This is a genomic window from Haemophilus sp. oral taxon 036 (genome assembly GCF_002998595.1).
GTDB classification, from domain to species: domain Bacteria; phylum Pseudomonadota; class Gammaproteobacteria; order Enterobacterales; family Pasteurellaceae; genus Haemophilus; species Haemophilus haemolyticus_K.
The window spans coordinates 1,606,253-1,629,974 of record NZ_CP027235.1; the positions used below are offsets into that span (position 1 = coordinate 1,606,253).

Here is a 23,722-nt window from a genome sequence, read left to right on the forward strand (position 1 = left end):
TTTCGCTGTTACCATGCGCGGCGTATTTTTCAGGTAATAGGGCGGTTTATGATAAATAAGTCGCTCTTAATTTTTATAACCTTTTAACTTAATTTTTTAATATTTAATAGGAAAGATATTCATGAATCAAATTTTCCGTGTAATCTGGAATCGCGCAACACAATCTTGGATTGCTGTTTCTGAATTAACTAAAGCACATAAGAAAGCAAGTTCAAGTAATACTATTAAGACTCTCTTGGGGGGAACTGCACTTTTATTAAGCCTTAATGGGGCTGAGGCTGCGCTTGCTATAAGTGATGTTACCTCTGATGGGAAGGTTGTTTCTAATGGGGCAACTGCTAGTGGAAATACTGCTATTGCGATAGGTGTTTCAACCGTTTCTGGTTCAGGCTTTGGTGTCGCTATTGGGAAAAATGCAAGGGCTGAAAAAGGTGGCCAAAGTATTGCAATTGGTGGGGGAAATAATTCAGGAGAGGGAGCTGTGGCTAAAGGAAGCCAATCTATTGCAATTGGTGGTAATACGATAGCTGAAGGTGATTCTTCGATTGCAATTGGTGGTGATGATGTTGATGATGCAGTTAAAGCTACTGTTACATATACTAATCCTCAGAATGGAGCTTCTAAGACCGATACAATTAAGCAGGCATTTCAGGATTTAACTGGTGTAGATATTTTGAATCCAAGATGGACTCCGACTAAAGCCTATAATGCTGCAACAGCAATTGGTATGAAAGCAGAAGCAAAAGAGCTTGCTGTAAGTATGGGTACGTTAGCCCGAGCTCAGAAAGTGAATTCTGTGGCTTTAGGTTCCGGGGCTCTTGCTACACTTGATAATGCTATTGCTTTAGGTGCGGGCTCTAAAACAGATAAACAAGGTACTAAGCAAACTCAAACAACAGTTCAAGGGATAACTTATAATTGGGCTGGTGGCGATAAGACTTCTATCGGGGATGTTGTATCTGTAGGTTCTGCTGGCTTTGAGCGTCAAATAAAAAACGTTGCGGCAGGTGAGGTGAGCAATGCATCTACTGATGCAATTAATGGTTCACAACTTTATGGTGTTTTGAGTAATTTAACGACGGGCGCGTTCTTAAATTATGCGGGTGATAATGCAGTCCAACCAAATGTGGATGATACTAAGGTCATCAAACAAAGCATAGCTAACAATCGTTTAGATATTCGTGGTGGTGCAGATAAAGATGCTTTAACCGAAAAGAATATTGGTGTGAACAATGAAAATGGCAAATTGTGGGTTAAATTAGCTAAAGATTTAAAGGGTTTAAATAGCACTAATGTTGGCGGTATTGTAACCAATGCAGACGGCATTGATATGAGCAATAAACCAATCACAAATTTAGCAGCGGGAACAAATTCAACTGATGCGGTTAATAAATCACAGTTAGATAAAGTCGCAAATAATAATATTAAACTCGGTGGTGATTCCGGGAACACTGATGCTCAGCAGTTAGATAAAACTGGTGGTTTACAGTTTAATGTGAAAGGTACAAATGGCTTGACTACAACAGCCAGCGGTACGGATGTAACAGTTAAATTAGATGATGCCACGAAAGCAGCTGTAGATTCAATTGCGAATAAAATTGAAAATAACAAAATCAAACTATCCGCGACAAATGATTCAACTTCAACCTCTGAACAAGATTTAAATAAATCGGGAGGCATTGAGTTTAAGGTCAAAGGTGACAACGGATTAACAGCATCTGCGTCAGGTGATACTGTTACATTAAAATTGGATGATGCAACAAAAGCTAAAGTAGATTCAGTTGATAGTAAAATCGGCGACAATAACATCTCTTTAGGAAGTGATTCAGGAAGTACAGATACCCAGGCATTAACCAATGCAGGAGGGATGAAGTTTAATATCAAAGGTGAAAACGGCTTAACGACAACCGCGAGTGGTAAAGATGTAACCGTTAAATTGGATAATGCCACTAAAGATAAAATTGATAATGCAGCGGATAAGAATTTAAGCAATATTACCGATGCTGGTAAAAAACAAATCAAAGATCAGGTAACTTGGCAAGCGAAGGCTAATAATTCTGGAATCACCTTGACTGAAGATACGGTTGATGACGATAAGACCGCTGCAACTATTGGTGCAGACGGCGTGTTAACGTTAGATGCAGGTAAGAACCTACGTTTACAACGTAAAGGTAAAGTATTCACTTATGGATTAGAGTCTAATTTAACAGGCATTAACAGCATTACAGGTTTAGCTAACACCTTGCCAGTAACGAAAAATGATGCGGCAGCACCAACAAAAAATCAAACAGCTCCAACCGGTGTGGATGGAACTAAAGCTGCGTCTGTAAATGATATTTTAAATGCCGGTTGGAATTTAAAAGAAAATAATACAGACAAAGATTTTGTTAAAGCTTATGACACAGTGAAATTTGTTGATGGTACCGGTACCACTGCGAATGTAACAGTCACTGAAAATGGTGCAGTAAGTGCGGTTAAATTTGATGTGAAAAAGACAACCCTTACTGCAGATGCTGATAAAGGTACGGTATCAGCCGGTAATGCAGGGGATAGTTTTGCGACAGCAAATGATGTGGCGACAGCTATTAATAGTGCATTCTGGACTGCAACTTCTGAGAATGATGGTGGAGTATTAGAGGGTAATAAGACAGAAGAAAAAGTTAAAGCTGGCGATAAAGTCACATTTAAAGCAGGCGAAAACATCAAGTTAAAACAAGTTGGTAAGGATTTTACTTATTCTTTAAATCCTGTGTTAAGTAACATCACGAGCATTGGAGGTAATGGTACGACAATGACCTTTAAAGATGCTGGTGTAGATTTAGGTGGTAAAAAAATCACCAATATTGCCCCAGGGACAGATAGTACAGATGCGGTGAATAAATCACAATTAGATACAGCAGTACAAGAAGTGGCGGCGAAACCATTGTCATTTTCTGGTGATAATAAAGAAGCTGGAAAATTTGACCGCACTTTGGGTACTGAGGTTAAAGTTGTTGGCGGTGAAAAGGATGAATCTAAATTATCCGATAACAACATTGGTGTGATTGGGGATAAAACCGATACTTTAACGGTTAAATTAGCGAAGTCGTTAAAAGGCTTGAGTGATGTTGAAGTAAAAGATGATGCTGGCAATACCACGAATATTACTCCGAATGGGATCACTATTTCACAACCAGAGAAAGATGGTAAGAAACCTAACGATGTATCTTTGACAAAAGACGGTTTAAATAACGGTGGTCAAAACATTACTAATGTAGCGGGCAACTTGCCAGGTGCTAAAAAAGATACAAATGCACCAACTACAGCTTCTGAAGGTCCGTCTGCAGCAGATTTGCCAAACATTACAAATAATGCAGCTACTGTAGGGGATGTATTAAATGCAGGTTGGAACTTACAAAACAATGGCACAGCAAAAGATCTTGTAAAACCATATGACACTGTAAACTTTATCGATGGTGAAGGTACGACAGCGGTAGTAACTACTACAGATAATAAAGTATCCACTGTGAAATTCGATGTAAAACTTGGTACAGGTCTTAAAAAAGATGAACAAGGTAATATCGCTATAGATGCAGGTAATATTACTAATGAAAATGGTGCGCCAAAAGTAGCAGATGCAGATAAAGATAAAGTAGCCACTGCAGGTAATGTAGCAGATGCTATTAATAACTCTTACTGGACAGCATCTGCGGAAAAAGATGGCAAAGTAATCGGTCAAGACGATAACATCAAACCTAGCGGTAAAGTTACGTTTGATGCTGGTAAAAACATTGAAATTGATCACAGCACGCCAAATAAATTTACTTTCAAAACAGTAGATAACCCAGAGTTTAAAACTCTTGATTTAAATGATGGGGCTGGAAATAAAGTTAACTTAGCTCCAACAGCAGATGGCTTAAAATTAGGTAAAGGTGATAAGAATGAGCCTGCTAATATTACGAATGTAACATCTGGCTTGAAACCATATGGAGACGCGAAACCAGATGCTAAAGATTTGGTTAATTTAGACACTCCAAATGTATCTGATAATACTGCTGCTACAGTAGGTGATTTACGTAACATGGGTTGGGTTGTTGGCACACCAGAAAACAAATATGTTGATACTGTGAAAAATGCTAACAAAGTAGATTTCAAGGCTGGGGCTGGAATTTCTGTAACTGGTGAAACTAAAAACGGTGTTCGTGAAATTACTATTGGTATTAAAGATGGTGAAGTAGTTAAACCAAATGAAGATCCGTCTAAACCTAATAATGGTGTAGGCTATGTAACAGGTAATAAAGTAGCAACGGCTATTCAAAAATCTGGTTTTGTTGTTGGTAAGCAAGCAGAAAAATTATCTGCTGCAGACTTCAAAGATGAAGATGAAAAAGTGAATCCTGATGATGAACTTCGTTTTGCAGACGGCAACAACACGAAAGTTAAGTTGGCGACGAAAGAGTCTGTTGATAAAGACGGCAATAAAGTAACCACAACGACGGTAAAAGTCGATGTGACAGGCTTACCAGTTCAATATACTGATAAGAATGGCACGCCAGTGACTAAAGTCGGTGACGAATACTTTACGGTTGATAAGGATGGTAATCCAACAGCAACGAAAGTAGATCCTAAGGACTTAACTACTAAGATCGTTAATCCTGCAGCAAAACCGAATGAAAGTGGTACACCAACGACATTGGGTAATGTGAAATCTAATCTTCCGTCTGTCAATGATGCAGATAAGAACGCTAAAGATGTTGCTGGTAATCCTATTACAGGTAAAGATAATAAATCAGCACCAATGACGGCAGATGATGCAGCAGATATTGTAAACAATGCAGGTAATAATGCAGCAACGGTATCAGATGTATTGAATGCAGGTTGGAATTTACAAAATAATGGTGAGGCGAAGGATTTTGTAAAACCTTATGACACCGTAAACTTTGTAGATGGTAAAGGCACTAAAGCTGTCGTTGAAACTACGCTAAACGGCACAACAAGTAAGGTGAAGTTTGATGTTGATACAGGCACTGTTACAAGTAATAAAGATGGTTCTGTTTCAGGCCCAGTTACGCCTGAAATGCAGAAAGCCTTAGATGATGCTAAAAAAGTATTAGCGGATGCAACCACGCCTGAAGCGAAGAAAGTTGCACAAGATAAGGTTGATGCTGCACAGGCTAATATTGATAATGTTGGCAACCCAATTGCAACAGTTCAGAATATTGCGTATGCGATCAATAATTCAGGCTTTACTTTAACAACTTCAGAAAATGGTGGTAAGAAACTTTCTGGTAAAGATGAAATTATCAATCCAGGTAAGAAAGTTGATCTTGCAGCAGGCAAAAATATGACTGTGAAACAAGACCCTGAAGGTAAAGTCACTTATGCAACAGCGGATGAAGTAAACTTTAGTAGCGTTAAATTTGGTGATAATGGTCCGAAGATTAATGCTGAGGGTGACAACATCAATATTGGTGATAAAGACGGCAAGCCAACAAAAATTACTGGGGTTAAAGCAGGTGATATTTCTCCAACAAGTACAGATGCGGTAAATGGTGCTCAAATTTATGCATTAAGTCGTGGTAATGTACCAAATGTGGAAAACATCACGGTAACAAACCCTGATGGTTCAAAAACGACTTATAAAGATATTGTTGTTGATGAGAATGGTACACCAATCTTAAAAACCTATAATGTACAAGGTCAGAAAGAAATTATCACTAACTCTGTTGTTGAAGCAGTCCATAATATGAATGAACAAGGTATCAAGTTCTTCCACTCTAATGATGGTGTAAATCGTCCTAAAGTGGAAACTGCAAATAGCTTTGACTCAAGTGCAAGTGGTAAATTTGCGACAGCAATTGGTAAAAGCGCTGTTGCCCATGGTGATAACGCTGTTGCAATGGGGAATGGCTCTAAAGTATTAGGTAATGACTCTATTGCAATCGGTACAGGCAATATTGTTGAGGCTAATAACTCAGGTGCCTTTGGTGACCCTAACGTAATTAAAGCTGATGCAACGGGAAGCTATGCATTTGGTAACAATAACGTGATTACGACAAAAAATACATTTGTATTAGGTAATGATGTTAATAATGCAGGCAACTCGACTTCGAGAGAAGGCACCGTTGAAAACTCTGTATATTTAGGTAATAAATCAACAGCAACAGCTGGAGATGGAAGCCGTACAGCAAGTTTATATAACATTAAACAAGATGGCACGAAAGGCACAAGTACTACTGCGGGCTCTGTAGGTACGGTAACCACCGCAACGGTAGGTAATATGACTTATGGTGGTTTCCAAGGTGCAAAAGCAAATGGTGTTGTTTCAGTTGGTGCTGCAGGAGATGAACGTCGTATCCAAAATGTAGCAGCGGGTGAAATTTCATCAACTTCTACTGATGCAATCAACGGTAGCCAATTGTATAGCGTGGCGAAAGGTGTAGGTAATCGTATTAATAACTTACAAGGTCAGGTTAATAAATTAGGAAAACGTATGAATGCAGGTGTAGCTGGTGCGATGGCAGCCGCTAACTTAATGCAACCTCATAAACCAGGACAATCAGCTGCGATGGCGGCAGTGGGGCAGCACCGTGGAGAGGCGGCATTAGCAGTAGGTTATTCCCGTATTTCTGATAATGGTAAATATGGTATAAAATTATCTATGGGTGCAGATACACAGGGCCAAGTAAGCACAGGTGCCGGAGTATCTTATTTCTGGTAATTATTGTCTATAAGTAACTTTAAGCCTCCGTAAATACGGAGGCTTATTTTCTTATATTGATTTCATCTTAAGTTATCGTATTTATATGTGTGCACCAAGATTAAGTATAAGAATGAAAGTATTAAATGCAAACGTTTACAAATGTAAATGTTTGTAAAACTTGAGTAAATTACTGGACTTATTCATTTTTCGCTGTTAGTATGCGCGGCGTATTTTTCAGATGTAGAGCGGTTTATGAATAGTAAGTCGCTCTAATTTTTTATAATCCTTTAACTCTATAATAGGAAAGACATCTATGAATCAAATTTTCCGTGTAATCTGGAATCACGCAACACAATCTTGGGTAGCCGTTTCTGAACTGGCTTCAGCAAAGGGCAAAACAAAATCAAAAACAATTTCAAAATTAGCCGCACTTTCGTTAATTGCAGGGACTGCGCTTTCAATGGATGCCATAGCTGCATCTTCAACTATTACCGCAGTAAGCAAAACAAATGGTAATCTTGCAATTTTAACGAATAATCAAGATAGTATTAATGCCCGAACTACAGGCGAAGCTACACCTAAAAACGTTATTTATATTGGTAATGGGCGTGTTCCGTCATCAATTGGTGATGAGTTTGTCGCTATTGGTAATGATATGAACGGTAATTCATCTGGTAATGCTGGTGATACGTTAATCGGAAACCGAGTTAGAAGTGGCGGTGGTGGCCAAGATTCTTTTGGTACTGCTGTTGGTTATGCTGCACAAGTTTCTGGCCCTTCAGTGTCTATTGGTGTAGGGACCAGTTCTGATATTGGGTCTGATAGGGGATGGGAGGCTGTTAAATATAGCGGTATTGCTATCGGTGCATTTTCACGAGTGAGTGGCTCTGCAAATGGTGGCGTTGCTATGGGTGCTATTTCTTTTGCTGATCAAACTGGTTCTGTAGCAATTGGTCAATTATCTGGAGCTGCATCATTAATATATGATCGCGAAGTTGCTGGTAGCGGCGGTGGCGGCAAAGTGTATAAAACAAATGAAGCAACTGGTGGAAATTTAGTTTCTATTGGTGCTGAGGCTGGTGCGCGATCAACAAGTAGTGTCGCGATTGGTACTCAAGCAACAACCTCTAAAGGTAACGATTCTATTGCAATGGGTACCAATTCAGCGGCGATTAAAGATAACAGTATTGCAATTGGTCATGCAGCTATTGCAGGTGGTCATACTCAAGCAGACATAGATGCTTTAAATAAGAAAAAAATATTCCTTGAAGCAGAAAAAGTGAAGGCTGACGAACGCTTACTGGATAAAACAGCTGCAGCAGAGGCTAATCCTACTGCGGAAAATAAATTCCAATTATCTGCTGCAAAAGCAGCTGTAGAGCGTTTGGATTTAGCGATTAGACGTATTGATGCTGATCTTCAGCGTTTATCTGCAGAAAATGTCGATACTACAAATGCTATTGCAATCGGTAACCAAGCAAAAGCCACAAATCAAAGTGCATTAGCGCAAGGTGATCGTGCTACGGCAACAGGTAAACGTTCGATTGCGCAGGGGACACAAGCTAATTCAACTGGAGAAGATGCGATTGCGCAAGGTACTGAAACAAAAGCTACGGGCTCATATGCCATTGCTCAAGGTCGTAAAGCAGAGGCAACTGCAAACTTTACAATTGCTCAAGGTAATTCCGCAAATGCAAGTGCTCAATTTGCTATGGCATTAGGTAACCAAGCAAAAGCGAATATTGAGCATGGTGTGGCATTAGGTTCGAGCTCTGAAACAACCGTAGCAAAAGGGGTGACTGGATTTAATCCAACCGCTCAAGGTACTTCAGATATTCGTGCTAACGCTTACGCACCATTAAGTGGTAATTCGTTGACCTCTACTTTAGCGGGAGTTTCTGTTGGTAGTGCAACGAATACTCGCCAAATTAATCACGTGGCAGCTGGTACTGCGGATGATGATGCAGTAAATGTGGCACAGCTTCGTTCTGTAAACTTAAAAATTGCAGGTAATACTAACGGCGAAACAGAATCTGCAAAATCGGGTGATATGCGTAATACAGCGACTTCAAAAGCTGATGTATTGCTTGATAGCCAAACATTGAAAGTGGTAAGTAGCAATACCGATGTATTAACCACAGATGCGACGAATAACACCATTACTATCACGCCAAAAACTAAAAAAGTTGAAGTTGAGGAAGATAAAAATCACGCTGATGCAGGTAAGGCAAAAGTACCAACCACAAATGGCTTAGTAACGGCAACTGATTTAGCTGATACATTAAATAATATGTATTGGAAAATCGAAGCAGATAAAAATGCTAAAGGTAAGGTCAGTGGCAAATCAACAGAAGCTGTAAAAGCAGGGGATAAAGTGCGGTTGATTGCAGGTGAAGGAGTAAAAATTGAACAAAATGGTCGTGATTTTACGTTTTCTGTGAAGAATATTGTTCAACGTACTAATGCTGATGGTTCAAGTAGTTTCTTTAGAGCTGGCCCAAATATGGAAGTGGAGCTTAAAGGAGAAGGCAAAGATCAACACATTGAATATAAATTATCTCCAGATATTACTATTAATAGCGTGACAACCAATGGTGGTGCTAAATTGGAAGGTACAACGCTGTCTGGTCTAAGCCATCATTTAGTGCCGACTACACCAAATGAGACAGCAGGTACAAAACCCGCTGCGGCAGCTGGCGATCAACTAAACCAGGCCGCGACAGTGAATGATGTGTTAAATGCAGGTTGGAATTTAAAAGAAAACGGAAAGAATGTTGATTTCGTTAAGCCATATGACAATGTAAATTTTGTACATGGTGCAAATACCAAAGTGTCTGTTAAAACAGATGATCATTTAACGTCTAACATTCAAGTTAATGTAACAGGATTACCTATTGCTTTTACAGACAAAGATGGTACACCTGTTGTTAAAGTAGGGGATAAATACTTTAAAGCTGATAAGGATGGTAATCCAACAAATATTGAGGTTACTCCAAGTGCGGATGCACCATTAAGTACAAACTTAGTGAATCCAAACGTTTCAAATACTAATGCTTCGCCAAATGCACAAACAACTACTCCTACTCAGTTAGGTAATGTAGCAGCAGGTGCTAAAACCTTTGATGCACCAAAAGATGCATCAGGTAATCCATTGAAATTAGCAAATGATGGTAAATGGTATCCGGCTAATAAAGTAGGTCCAAATGGTAAACCAATGGAAGATGCGACGCCTGTAGCAAGCCCGATTACTGCGAATAACCCAACGGCAGGGCTAGTAGATTTTGCGAATTCTAAACCAAATAATGCAGCAACTGTGGGAGATTTACAAAATTTAGGCTGGGTTGTGAGTGCAAATGAAAATGGCTATACAGATCAAGTGAGAAATACGAATAAAGTTGATTTCCAAGGTAAAAATGGCATTTCAGTAACGGGTGAAACACGTCCTGATGGTACACGTCAAATCACAGTTTCTATTGCAAAAGGTGAAATTACTAATGTAGTTGATATTGTAGATAAAGATGGTAAGCCAGTGAAAAAAGCATATCGTAATGAAGCTGGTGATTTATTTGAACTTGATGAAAATGGAAAACCTGATACCTCTAAACCAATTATTGTGGATACGGATGCAGGACAAAAAGTGAGCAATCCAGGGGATGCGGTTGTAACGGGTAATGCAGTTGCAACGGCTATTCAAAAATCAGGCTGGAATATAGGTAAAGCAACGGCGGATGATGTGACCGACTCATCTGGTATCCCTGCTAAATTTAGTAAAGCATCGAAGGTTCATGATAAAGTGAATCCAGATGATGATGTTAAATTTGTTGATGGTAATAATACTGTTGTCAAAATGGTGACTGTGGATTCAAAAAATGAAGATGGAACTAAAAAGGCAACTACTTTTGTTAAAGTAGATGTATCAGGCATGCCTGTACAATACACGACAGCAGATGGTAAACCTGCAATAAAAGTGGGTGATAAATTCTATCCAGTAGATGAAAATGGTGATCCTATTACTAAAAATGCAGATGGTTCGTCTGCAGATCCTTTAGATCCTGCGGATATTATTACAAATCTAATCAACCCCGCTGCGAAACCAGATGAAAAAGGAAATACAACCACGCTTGGTAATATCAAAAATAATTTACCAACGGTAGATGATGCAAACAAAACTGCAGCTGATAAGAATGGGAAGCCTTTAGTTGGAAAAGATAATAAGGCAGCACCAATTACAGCGGAAGAGGCGGCTAATATTGCTAATTCAACATCAGGTAATAATGCTGCAACGGTATCAGATGTGTTGAACGCAGGCTGGAACTTACAAAATAATGGTGAGGCTCGTGATTTTGTAAAACCTTATGACACGGTAAACTTTGTAGATGGCAAAGGTACTAAAGTTGTGGTAGAAACGTCAAACGGTACAACAAGTAACGTGAAGTTTGACATTGATACGGGCAGCATCACCAATAATGCTGATGGTAGCGTTCAAGGTCCTGTTACGCAAGAAATGCAGAATGCATTAAAGGATGCAGAAGATGCATTAAATAGCTTACCACCTAATGCACCAGATGCGGTACGTAAGGCTGCTAAACAAGCTTTTGATGATGCTAAAAATAATATTGAAAATGTTAAAAATAAAGTGGCGACTGCAGAAGATGTCGCAAATGCAATTAACAAGTCAGGCTTTACATTAACCACTTCAGCAAATGGTGGAGAGAAAATTTCAGGTACGCCAGAAGTGATCAATCCAGGCAAAAAAGTTGAAATGGTTGCAGGTAAAAATATGACCGTGAAACAAGAGTCTAACGGTAAAGTGACTTACGCAACTGCTTCTAATGTAACCTTTGACAGTGTTCAGTTTGGTAATAATGGTCCTAAGATTACTAACAATGGTGGAAATATCAATGTTGGTACAGCGACAGGCGCACCAACTAAGATTACAGGCGTAGCACCTGGTGAAATTTCAGCAACTTCAAAAGATGCGGTAAATGGTAGCCAGTTATATGCGATGGGTAATAAGTTGCAAGGCCAAATTAATAAATTAGGCAACCGTATGAATGCGGGCATGGCGACTTCTGCAGCGATGGCAAACTTGTTACAACCGCATAAACCGGGTCAATCTGTCGCGACTGCAGGTATTGGTCAACATAAAAATCAATCTGCGGTAGCAGTGGGTTACTCTCGTATTTCTGATAACGGTAAATACGGTGTTCGCTTCTCAATGGGTGCTAACACTCAAGGTGAAGTGACCGGTGGTGCAGCAGTCGGATACTTCTGGTAATTTCACCGCACTCTTATAAATAAAACCGCTCCTTTGTTGGGGCGGTTTTTTGTTTATTGCGCCAATGCGTTTTTATTTAATGCCAACTTATCGCTCCATTGATATTGATTCCACACTTGATTTGCAATTAGCAGAAAGTTTAATTTCAAAAGAATTCTAAAAAATTGGCCGCATTTTGCGGCCTTTGTTTTTTGATAAGCCTATTTGCTTTTTCCCAATAAAAAACTCCCTAAAACTCACCGCACTTTTGGCTTACTTCTTGCGCAAAAAAAAGCAAACGTTTGCTATTGTTTTTCATTACACTTGATAAATGTAAATTATCGTAAAGATTATATTTTTAAATTGAATTTCATGACTAAATCTGTATAATTTTTCCATTTTATTTACGCCTAAGTTCTTTTATTAATTGAATAAGAGATTGAGGGTATTTTTAATTATCGTTAGAGAGACATTTATGAATAAAATCTTCCGTATCGTCTGGAGCCAAGCAACGCAATCTTGGGTGGTCGTTTCAGAATTAACCAAAGCACACAAAAAACAAAGTGCATCAAATTCACAAGGAAGTGCGGTTAAATTTTCAGGCAATTTTATTAAATCTTCAGCCATCGCCTTGGCTCTATTAAGCGGTCATTCGGCTTATGCAGCTGTTGCAACGAATCCAGCTGGTGAAGGGGGAGCTGATAATGTTGCTTTTGGAGCACAATCGAATGCAAGTGGAGCGGGCGCTGTAGCCTTGGGGAAAACGGCTACAGCTAGCCGTTCTGGTGCAGTAGCCTTGGGAACAGAAACAAAGGCTGAGCACAACAATGCTGTAGCCATAGGTAAAAAAGCACAATCTACAGGAGACAGTGCAATTGCCCTAGGTTTTGAATCTAAATCTACTGGTGACCAGTCGGTTGCTATTGGCTTGCAGACTAATGCAAGTAATAAGCAAGCAGTGGCAGTAGGTTATAAAAGTCAAGCAACTGGTGATACATCTGTAGCATTGGGAGGGGGAAGCAATGCAAGTGCGATTAACTCTATTTCTATAGGGAATACATCTGCTGCAAGCGGTAATAATAGTATTGCTTTAGGTTCTAACACAAAAGCAAAGGGTGCTACATCTGTAGCATTGGGATCTGGATCGAATGCGACAGGTAACGATAGTTATGCCATCGGATGGGGAAGTAGTGCAATTGCTGATTACACAATGGCTTTTGGTAATTCTAGTAAAGCAAATAAAGTAAATGATATTGCTTTAGGTAAAGAAGCTGAAACTCGAGATCAAGGTGCAGGTTATAGTGTAGCTATTGGAGCTGGAGCAACTTCTGGGAGTAATAAGGGTGTTTTAAATCGTAGCGGTGGCGATGCAGGCGGTGTAGCTATTGGTACTGGTGCTTTTACAGGAGTTAATAGAGACGGAGCGACTCCTATCAATTCTTCTGTGGCAGTAGGAGCCGGTGCTGGAGCAGGATTTAGAAGTTTAGATGCTAATAATAAAATGCCTGCGGGAAATGCGACAGATGTTGACTCTAATGAAGAAGTGCTAAAAAAAGCGTTTGGTGTTAAAGATGTTAATACTGATTTCCAAAGAATAGCTGGTGGAACAAACGGATATACAAATGTAGATATTAATGAAGCCACAGCGTTGGGTCGTAATGCACGTGCTATAGGAGACCAATCTGTGGCAATCGGGGCCCAAACAATTGCTGGTATGGGTGCGATAGCTTTAGGTGGAAATGATATCACTCAATTTGCAGATAAAAAGTATTACAAATCAACTAAAGAAAATTTTAAGGTTACAGAAACAGAAGATCATAATCAAGACGCAAACATATCTAATGACACAATTAGTGGTGCTTATGCACGTCTTGTTGGTACTCCTTTAGATAAAAAATATAAAGCAACTTATGCACAAGATGGTTCAGTAGTATTAGGGGCACAAGCTCACTCGGGTACACCATTAGGTACGGCTATCGGTACGAATGCTTTAGTGCGTAAAGGTGCATTTGGTGCAACAGCAATTGGTGCCGGTTCGCAAATTCAAGCAAATGCAGAAGCAGCAGTTGCAATAGGTATGGGAGCTTTGGCTAATGGTAAGTATGCAGTAGCAGCAGGTACAGCAGCGAAAGCAGAAGAATCAGCTGTGGCTGCAGGTTATAAAGCAAATGCTGATAAATCTGCGGTAGCGGTTGGTGATCATTCTAATGCGACAACCTCTTCTGTTGCAGTCGGTCAAGGGGCACAAGCAACAAAAGAGGCTGATATTGCAGTTGGTCAAGGGGCGAAAGCGTCTGGGGAACAAGGCGCTATTGCTATGGGTCTTGGTACACAGGCGCAAGGTGACTCCTCCATCATGATTGGTGGATCGGAAATTACCAAGGTAGCTAGTCAAAAAGTAAGTTATCAAAAAGAGAAAAAAGACGCACAAAAACGTACGGTCATCAAAACCACTAAAAAAATAGAGACCATTGGTGGAGAACAAGTTGAACGTACCATCCGTTCTGTAGAAATGGAAAATGCAACGGGTACTATTCAACAAGCCTATGGTGAGTTAACGAATGGCGCTACTTTAAATATTGATAAATTAGATTATTCTTTAGCTGCTAATAAAAACGGTCATGGTTCTATTTCCATGGGGATTCATTCCTTATCTACTGGAGATTTAGGTACGGCTATTGGTACTGGGGCACGTGTCACAAAATTAGGTGGTGTTGCCCTAGGAACAGGAGCTGTTTCCGAACTACAAAATGGGGTGGCTATCGGTACAGGTTCTAGAGCAGATGACAAATCTATTGGTACTCGTCAAACAGATATTTCCTATGATGAAGAGGGCCATATTGTACCATTTGATAGTAAAAAAGTAGCCTATACATTCTATTGGGCTGGTGGTACGAATACATCTGAAGGTGACGTAGTATCTTTTGGTACACCAGGGGCAGAACGTCAGTTGAAAAACGTGGCGGCGGGTCGTATCGCGGATGATTCTACAGATGCGATCAACGGTTCTCAGTTAAACTCCGTTACAAAGCGTATGTCCAGTGGTTGGGCAGTAGAAGCTGAAAAAGATAAGGACAGTTCTGGTGTGTTGAAACTAAAAGGTGCTGAAGCAACAGCAGGAACTGAAGTACATAGCGCTGATGGTAAAACAACGACAAGAGAAAATCCAGGTACGGCTACAGGTAAAGTAGATAAAGTTCGTCTTAATGATGAAGTGAAAATTCGCGTAGGTAATAACTTGGTATTAAATCAAGAAGATGCGACTAGAGATGCCTATGAAGATCCTGATAACCCTAATCGTAAAACAGGGACTCATGTTACTTCTAAATTCACATATTCTTTGAATCCAGTATTGAGTAACTTAACCAGCGCAGAGTTTAAAGGCACAGATGCAAATGCGCCGACAACCATGCTCACTAATGCAGGCGTAACCATTACTCCGGCAACCTCTACAGGTAAGAAACCCGTTTCATTGACTGAAAATGGCTTAAACAACGGCGGCAATCCGATTACCAACGTAGCTGGCAACCTTGATGGTGCGAAAACAGGTACAACTGAGCCGACAACTAAAGCAGACAAACCGAATAATGTAAATGACATCAAAAACAACGCTGCAACCGTGGGCGATGTGTTGAATGCAGGCTGGAATATACAAGGTAATAGCACAGCTGTAGATTTTGTAAAACCTTATGATACAGTGAACTTTGTCAATGGTGATGGTACAACAGCTACTGTAGAAAGCACAGATGGTAAAACATCTACAGTAAAATACAGTGTAAACCTTGGCAATGGACTAGAAAAAGATGCTAACAATAATATCACTGTAAAAGCAGCAGATAAGTCTTTAGAAGTAACAAATGAAGGCGTTAAAGTAAAAGCTGCCGACAACACCCTTACAACCGATAACAAGGGTTTAAAAGTTAATACCGGAGAAATTGAACCTGTTACAACTGGAACTAATCCTGGTACTGTAAAAGTAAAAGATAATGATGTTGGAAAAATTGCTACTGTAGATTCTGTGGTAAAAGCTGTGAATAGTGCAGCATGGACAGCGACATCAGCAGCAACAACTGCTGGTGAATTAGGTAAAGAAGCAACTAACCAACTTGTAAAAGCAGGCGACAAAGTTACATTCGAAGCTGATAAAAATATTAAGATTACCCAAGAAGCGGGTAAATTCACATTTGCTACGAAAGATAATGTAACGTTTACAACTGTACAAGTCGGTGGAGCGCAAGGTCCAAAATTATCTAAAACAGATGATGGATACTTGAAAGTATCTGGCCCTAATGATACAGATCCAGTAAAAGTTACCAATGTAAAAGATGGCGACATATCTGAAAATTCCAAAGATGCTATTAACGGTGGTCAATTCCATAAATTGGCGAATAATACAATTCAGTTAAAAGGACAAACAGGTACTGATGTCGCTACAAAAACTAACAAACAAGAGTTAAATAAAGAAGGTGGAATCGCTTTCACTGTTAAATCTAGCGATGGAACCTTGTTAGATGTAACTGCATCTGGAGATACCATCACATTAACTCCAAAAACTGGCACGATTACGACAGATACAAATGGAGTGCCAACAGCTAATACAACTGGTGGTAAATTGGTCACTGCGGATCAATTGGTGAATGCTTTAACAGAAATGGGCTGGAAAGCGACAGCAGATAAAGATGGCACTGGTACAGTAGAAGGTAACGCTGAAGAGTTAATCAAAGCTGGTAATACAGTAACTTTCAAAGCTGGCGATAATTTAGCGATTAAACAAGATGGTAAAAACTTTATCTATTCTTTACAAAAAGATTTGACTGGTTTAACGAGTGCGGAGTTTAAAAAAGGTGATGTAACCACCAAAATAGATGGCGACGGATTGACCATTCAGGCCCCGACTCCGGCAGGCGGCACAGCGCCTAAAGCCATAACCGTCAATAAAGACGGCATTAGTGCAGGTGATAAGGCGATTACGGATGTAAACAGCGGACTGACCAATTATGGCGGTACTGATGCCAAAAAAGATTTAATAAATTTAGGCAACCCAAGTACAGGTTCAAAAGTACCGAACAATAACGCCGCTACCGTAGGTGATTTACGTAACATGGGCTGGGTGGTGTCGTCTGACAAAACTACAGGCAATACAGAATCGCCATACAGCGAAGCAGTTAAAAATGCCGATGAAGTGAAGTTTGTAGGCAAAAACGCAGCCAAAGTATCGGGTAAAACCGAGAACGGCGTACGCACAATTACTATTGATGTGCCAGACGTTAAAACAGCCGAGCTTGTTTCAAGCAAAGACGGTTCTGTTATTGCGCCATCAACTAATCCTGAGCTTCAAAAAGCATTAAAAGATGCAAAAGATGCCTTGGCTGCATTACCTAAAGATGCGACTCCTGAAAAGAAAAAAGAGGCTGAGAATAAAGTAAAAGATGCTGAAACAGCATTAAATAACACTTTAGATAACAAAGGCGTTGCTACAGCTAAAAACGTTGCGGATATGATTAACGCATCTGGCTTTACGCTGAAAACTTCTAACGTGGATGGTGGTGAGAAAGTTTTAGGCGATGATGAAGTCATCAACCCAGGCAAAGCGGTTGAAATGATTGCAGGTAAAAACTTAACCGTGAAACAAGAAGCGAACGGTAAAGTAACCTATGCAACCAAAGACGATGTGTCATTCAATACTGTACAGGTAGGTGGCAGTGACGGTCCTAAACTTACGAAAACTGAGTCTGGAGATCTTAAATTATCCGATAAAGATGGAACTAAACCAGTTGCTATTACAAATGTAAAATCTAACCTTCCTGAAACAAAGAATGGTATTCCTGCAGAGGTAACAAAAGCACAGCCAGCACCAGAACCTAACCAAGTGAATGCAAGTAATGCAGCTACTGTAGGTGACGTATTAAATGCAGGTTGGAACTTACAAAACAACGGCGAAGCTCGTGACTTTGTGAAACCGTACGACACAGTGAATTTTGTAGATGGACTCAATACCAAAGCGGTAGTGACTACGGATGCAGAAGGAAAAGTAAGTAATGTACAAATAGATGTAAAAGACTTACCGATCGCATATACAAATGAAGCTGGAGATAAAGTAGTTAAAGCAGCAGATGGAAAATATTACAAAGAAAGCGATTTAGCTGGAAAAGTATATGATCCAAAAACTAAGAAGTTTAAAAATGCAGATGGAACAGCATTGGCTAATCAACCAACAGAAGTAGCTGGAGATACTGTAAAAACTAATTTAGTAAATCCAAATGCAGTAGTAGATAAGACAGCAACAACAGATCCAAGTACATTAGGAAATGTTAAGAGTGGATTAGATACTATAAAAGAAGCAGATAATAAAGCCGCAGCAGGTTTAATAAACTTAAATGAGAAAGATCCTGTAACTAATAAACCTAAAGTTTCTGATAATAATGCGGCTACAGTTGGTGATCTAAGAAATATGGGATGGGTAGTGTCATCTGATAAGACAACAGGTGGAACAGGAGAATACTCAGACCAAGTGAAGAATGCTAATGAAGTAAGGTTTGTAGGAAAAGGAACGGCTACAGTAAGTGGAAAAACTGATGATAAAGGTGTAAGAACAATAACAGTAGAAGTAAATGATCAAGTATCAACAAACAATGCTGTTACTCCAGTTGTATACACAAAAGCAGATGGAACAAAAGTATATCCAATAAAACAAGCAGATGGTACAACCAAGTTCTTTACTAATCCAGATGGAACAGGTGAGGAAGTACCAAATAAAGATGTAATTACATCAGTAAATGGTCCAGATGGTACGACAACTCCTACAGCATTAAAAAATGTAAAAGGAAACTTACCGCAAGTAAATGACCAAGATAAGACTGTAAATGGGCCAGATGGAAAACCTTATACAAAAGATGGAAATAATGTAATAGGAAATACAAAAGCACCAATTACAGCTAAAGAAGCTGCAGATATCGTCAATAACGCCGGTAACAATGCGGCAACTGTTTCTGACGTGTTGAATGCAGGTTGGAACCTGCAAGGCAACGGAAATGCGGTTGATTTTGTGAAACCTTTCGACACTGTAAACTTCCGTGATGGTGGTAATACAATTGTGACAGTAACTACAGATGATAACCTAACATCTCATGTACAAGTGAATGTAACAGGTCTTCCAGTCGCAAATACAATTACCGATCCAACAACAGGTAAAGAAGTACCAGTGGTGAAAGTTGGTGATACGTTCTACCCTGCAAATTCAGATGGCACACCTAATATCGTAAAAGATAAAGATGGTAACCCAACAAATGGATATGTACGTGCGAACGACGGTAAATTGTATCCTCGTGAAGATGTCACTGTGACTCCAAATGCACAAGATCCAAATGCGGCACCAACGATTACTCCAAAAGCTGATGCGAAACCAACTACAGTGAATACAAACTTGGCAAATCCAAATGTAGAGAATACAAAAGATAATCCAGGTAACAATGTAAACACTCCAAGTCAATTAGGTAACGTAGCGAACGGTGCAAATACGTTCAACGCTTTGGGTGAAGACGATAAAGAGTATGTAAAAGCTAACAATGGTAAATACTATGAGCCAAGCAAAGTGAATGAGGATGGATCCTTGAAAGAGGGTACAGATGCTGACGCTGATGCGAAAGATCCATTAGTATTAGCTAACGATGGTAAATGGTACAAATCTTCTGAAGTCGCACCGAATGGTACACCAGCTGACACAGCTACCCCTGTAGAGGTTCCTAAAAATGTGGATGCAGCAGGTCTCGTGGACTTCAGCAACTCTAATCCTAATAATGCAGCTACTGTAGGTGATTTACAAAACTTAGGTTGGATTGTATCCGCAGAGGGTAACAATTACTCTGATCAAGTACGTAATGCGAACGAAGTGAAATTTGTGGGTGCGGGTACAGCCACTGTGACTGGTGAAACAGATAAGAACGGTGTACGTACAATCACTGTAACTGTGGATGATCAAGTATCTACAAACAACGCAATCACTCCTGTGAACTATACAACAGCAGATGGTACAAAAGTGTATCCATTGGAAGATGAAGATGGCAATATCACATACCACACAACTCCAGATGGAACAGGTGATGGAGATAAAGAAATTGCGCCAGAGAATGTAATTACATCTCTTAATGGTCCAAAAGGTACTAAGGCACCAACTACATTATCTAATGTAGCAGGTAACTTGGATGGTGCTAAAGAAGGTACAACAGCGCCAACTACTGAACATGGTCCTGTTAATACAACAGATGCAAAAGGTCCTAACTATGTAAATCCTAACAATGCGGCTACTGTGGGTGACGTATTAAATGCAGGTTGGAACTTACAAAATAACGGCGATGCTCGTGACTTTGTGAAACCTTACGACACAGTAAATTTTGTAGATGGAATCAATACCAAAGCGGTAGTGACCACGGATGCAAAAGGAAAAGTAAGTAATGTACAAATAGATGTAAAAGACTTACCGATCGCATATACAAATGAAGCTGGAGATAAAGTAGTTAAAGCAGCAGATGGAAAATATTACAAAGAAAGCGATTTAGCTGGAAAAGTATATGATCCAAAAACTAAGCAGTTTAAAAATGCAGATGGAACAGCATTGGCTAATCAACCAACAGAAGTAGCTGGAAATACTGTAAAAACTAATTTAGTGAATCCAAATACAGAAGCAAACAAAGCTGGCAATGCAACACAATTAGGAAATGTTGCAAGCGGTGCAAATACGTTTGCTCCAGTAGAGGACAAGAAATTAGGTAATGATGGTAAATGGTATAATGCAGCGGACGTACTTCCAAATGGGCAACCGAAAGAGAATGTACAACCAGTAGCAAAACCAGATAATGTTGGCAAAGCAGGTTTAATTGACTTCAGCAAGTCTAACCCTAACAATGCAGCTACTGTAGGCGATTTACAAAACTTAGGTTGGATTGTAGGTGCTCCAACGAATGGCTATACAGACCAAGTGCGTAACACTAACAAAGTGAACTTTGTTGGAAAAGGAATTGCAACTGTTACAGGTGAAACTGATGCGAATGGTGTTCGTACGATTACTGTAAACGTATCAAATGGCTTAGTGGATGTTGCGAAGAATGAAGCAGGTACAGCAACGGGTGCGGTAACAGGGCCGAAGAAAGCAGCTGAAGATGCATTAAAAGCGGCTAAGGCTAAATTAGATAAGTTAAATAATAAGCCAACAGCAACAGAAGAGGAGAAAAAAGTTGCTCAAGACGCAGTAAATAAAGCTCAAAGTGCGGTAAATAATGCACCTAGTTTGATTGCAACTGCCGAAAATGTTGCGGATATGATTAACAAATCAGGCTTTACGCTGAAAGCAGATAAAACTGAGGGAGACAATTTAACCGCAGCTGATTTATCAAACGGTGAGATGATCAACCCAGGCGATACCATTACTATGAAAGCAGGCAAAAATATGTCTGTGAAACATGAGAAAGATGGTTCGATAACCTATGCAACGAAAGACAATGTTGAGTTCAACACAGTTAAAATTGCAAATCCAAATGGTGCGACTTATACCGATAAAAACAATAATCCTCTTGTGAAAGCGGATGATGGTAAGTTCTACCCAGCAGATCAAGTGGAAAATGGTAAGGTGAAAGATCCTGCTAAAGCAACACCAGTTGAAGCGGATAAAGTCACAACTAAAGCAGCGCCATCGGTTGAATTTAAAGCAGAAAAAGCAACCCCTGCGAGAAATAACACAGGTAAAGATAAAGATGGTAAAACTGTTGAACCTACAACAGCATTAAACATCTCATCTGATGATGGCAAACCGACTCAATTAAAAGGTGTGGGTTCTGTGTTGAATACTGCAGATGTTAAGACTTCAACAGGTGATCAACCTGATGAGAATGGCAATGTAACAACACCGGCTAAAGAAGCGAAAGACAAACTAGTTAACTTAGGCACTAACCCGAAAGAAGGTGATAAACCTTTAAGCGAAGAAACATTAAATTCTGCAGCAACTGTTCGTGATTTAGCGAATATGGGTTGGGTGGTATCTGCAAAAGATAACAACTACACCAATACCGTGAAAAACGCGAACAAAGTGGAATTCAAAGGTAAAAACGGTATTTCTGTAACTGGTAAAGATGTAACGCAAAAAGATGGCACGGTAACTCGTGAAATTACGGTGGCGATTGCAGAAGGTAGTGTGACTGATAAAGTGACAATTACTAAAGACGGTAAAGAAATCCCAGCGATTAAGATTGGCGATAACTACTATTCAGTAGATAAAGATGGTAAACCAGTTGGCTACGAGGTAGATGCAAATGGTAAACCAACTTCTAATAATCGACCGCTTGATGTAGCTGATGCAGAGATTACGAACAATGGTTCTGGTTTTGTAACAGGTAATACCGTGGCAACAGCAATCCAAGAGTCTGGTTGGAATATTGGTTTGGCTGATTCATCTAAAGCTAATAAAGCATTTGATGATAGTAGTAAAGCGTTATCAGCAGATAAACTTGAGAAAGTAAATCCAGATGACAATGTTCGTTTTGCCGATGGTAAAAATACCAAAGTTCAAGCTGCAACTGTGGATGAGGTAAATAAAGATGGTAAAAAAATCACAAATACTTATGTGAGATTTAATGTTGATTTACCAATTAGTCAAATTACCTCTGAAGATAAGGATGGTAATAAGGTTGCTAAAGCTGCTGATGGTAAATGGTACCCAGTTAAAGAGGGTAAACCTGATACAACCAAAGAAGCCTTAGAACCAAGTAACGTTCGTACATCAGCTTCAATGGATCCTGATGGCTTAGGAGATAAATATACCTCAACAACAAGTCGTGAAGAAGGTTTAACTCCAACTCAGCTTGGTGAATTGACGGGTAAACAAGAAGCTGCTGCAAAAGCCGCAGAAGAGAAGATTAAGGATTTATTGAAAGGTCAATCTAAGGATGTTGTTGAGGCCGCTTCTAAAGCTGCAGTGAATGCGGCAAAAGAAGAAGCTAAAGTACAATATCTAAAAGATAATGGCTTAGATAAAGGTACTGGCGGTACCGTCATCTCTAATGTTGCATGGGGTACGAAACCAAGTGATGCGGTGAATGTTGATCAATTACAAAATAGTGGCATCAATGTTCATTCTAGAACGGTAGAAGGTTCAACAGGTAAAGTCATTTCAGGCAATACTTCTCCAACTAAAGTTAAAATGGATGAGACGGTTAATGTTGATGCAGGTAACAATATTGAGATTACACGTAATGGTCGTGATATTGCGATTGCAACTTCAATGAACCCTCAATTTGATAGTGTCCAATTTGGTAAAGAAGGGCCGAAGATTACAGGTAAAGCAGCACAACCTGCAAAACCAGCAACAGCTACTAGCCCAGCTACACCAGCTCAGCCAGCTGAACTAAGTGTGAATGGTGCGAAAATTACTAATGTTGCACCTGGTCAAATTTCAGCAACTTCTAAAGATGCTATAAATGGTAGCCAGTTACATGCTGTAGCTGCAGGTATTGGGCATAAACTTGGTGACTTGGATAACAAGATCAACAAAGTTGGAAAACGTGGTGATGCAGGTACTGCAAGTGCATTGGCAGCGGCGAATATTCCGCAGGCTTATACACCAGGTAAGAGCTTAGTTGGTATTGCAGCGGGTAGTTACCAAGGTCAAAACGGTCTTGCAGTAGGTATGTCTCGTATCTCTGATAATGGTAAGATCATCATCCGTTTATCTGGTACGGCAAATAGCCAAGGTAAAACTGGCGTTGCAGCTGGCGTGGGTTACCAATGGTAATCAG

3 protein-coding genes and 1 pseudogene are annotated in these 23,722 nt (G+C 39.8%); all 4 read left to right on the top strand.

Annotated elements, in window-relative coordinates; translation table 11 throughout:
* The first annotated feature begins 121 nt into the window (after window positions 1-121).
* Window positions 122-6,700 (top strand): ESPR-type extended signal peptide-containing protein, encoded by a 6,579-nt coding sequence (locus C3V42_RS07820; RefSeq protein WP_106014188.1) that lies wholly within the window; start codon window positions 122-124, stop codon window positions 6,698-6,700.
* A gap of 295 nt (window positions 6,701-6,995) precedes the next feature.
* The gene (locus C3V42_RS07825; RefSeq protein WP_106014189.1) at window positions 6,996-11,960 is read left to right on the top strand and encodes an ESPR-type extended signal peptide-containing protein; all 4,965 of its coding nucleotides are present in this window, start codon (window positions 6,996-6,998) and stop codon (window positions 11,958-11,960) included.
* 52 nt (window positions 11,961-12,012) lie between these two features.
* Window positions 12,013-12,120 (top strand): annotated as a pseudogene (locus tag C3V42_RS07830) (acylneuraminate cytidylyltransferase); the annotation flags it as partial.
* A gap of 294 nt (window positions 12,121-12,414) precedes the next feature.
* Window positions 12,415-23,718, top strand: coding sequence for a YadA-like family protein (locus C3V42_RS07835; protein WP_106014190.1), 11,304 nt, complete (start codon window positions 12,415-12,417; stop codon window positions 23,716-23,718).
* The last annotated feature ends 4 nt before the right edge of the window (window positions 23,719-23,722 follow it).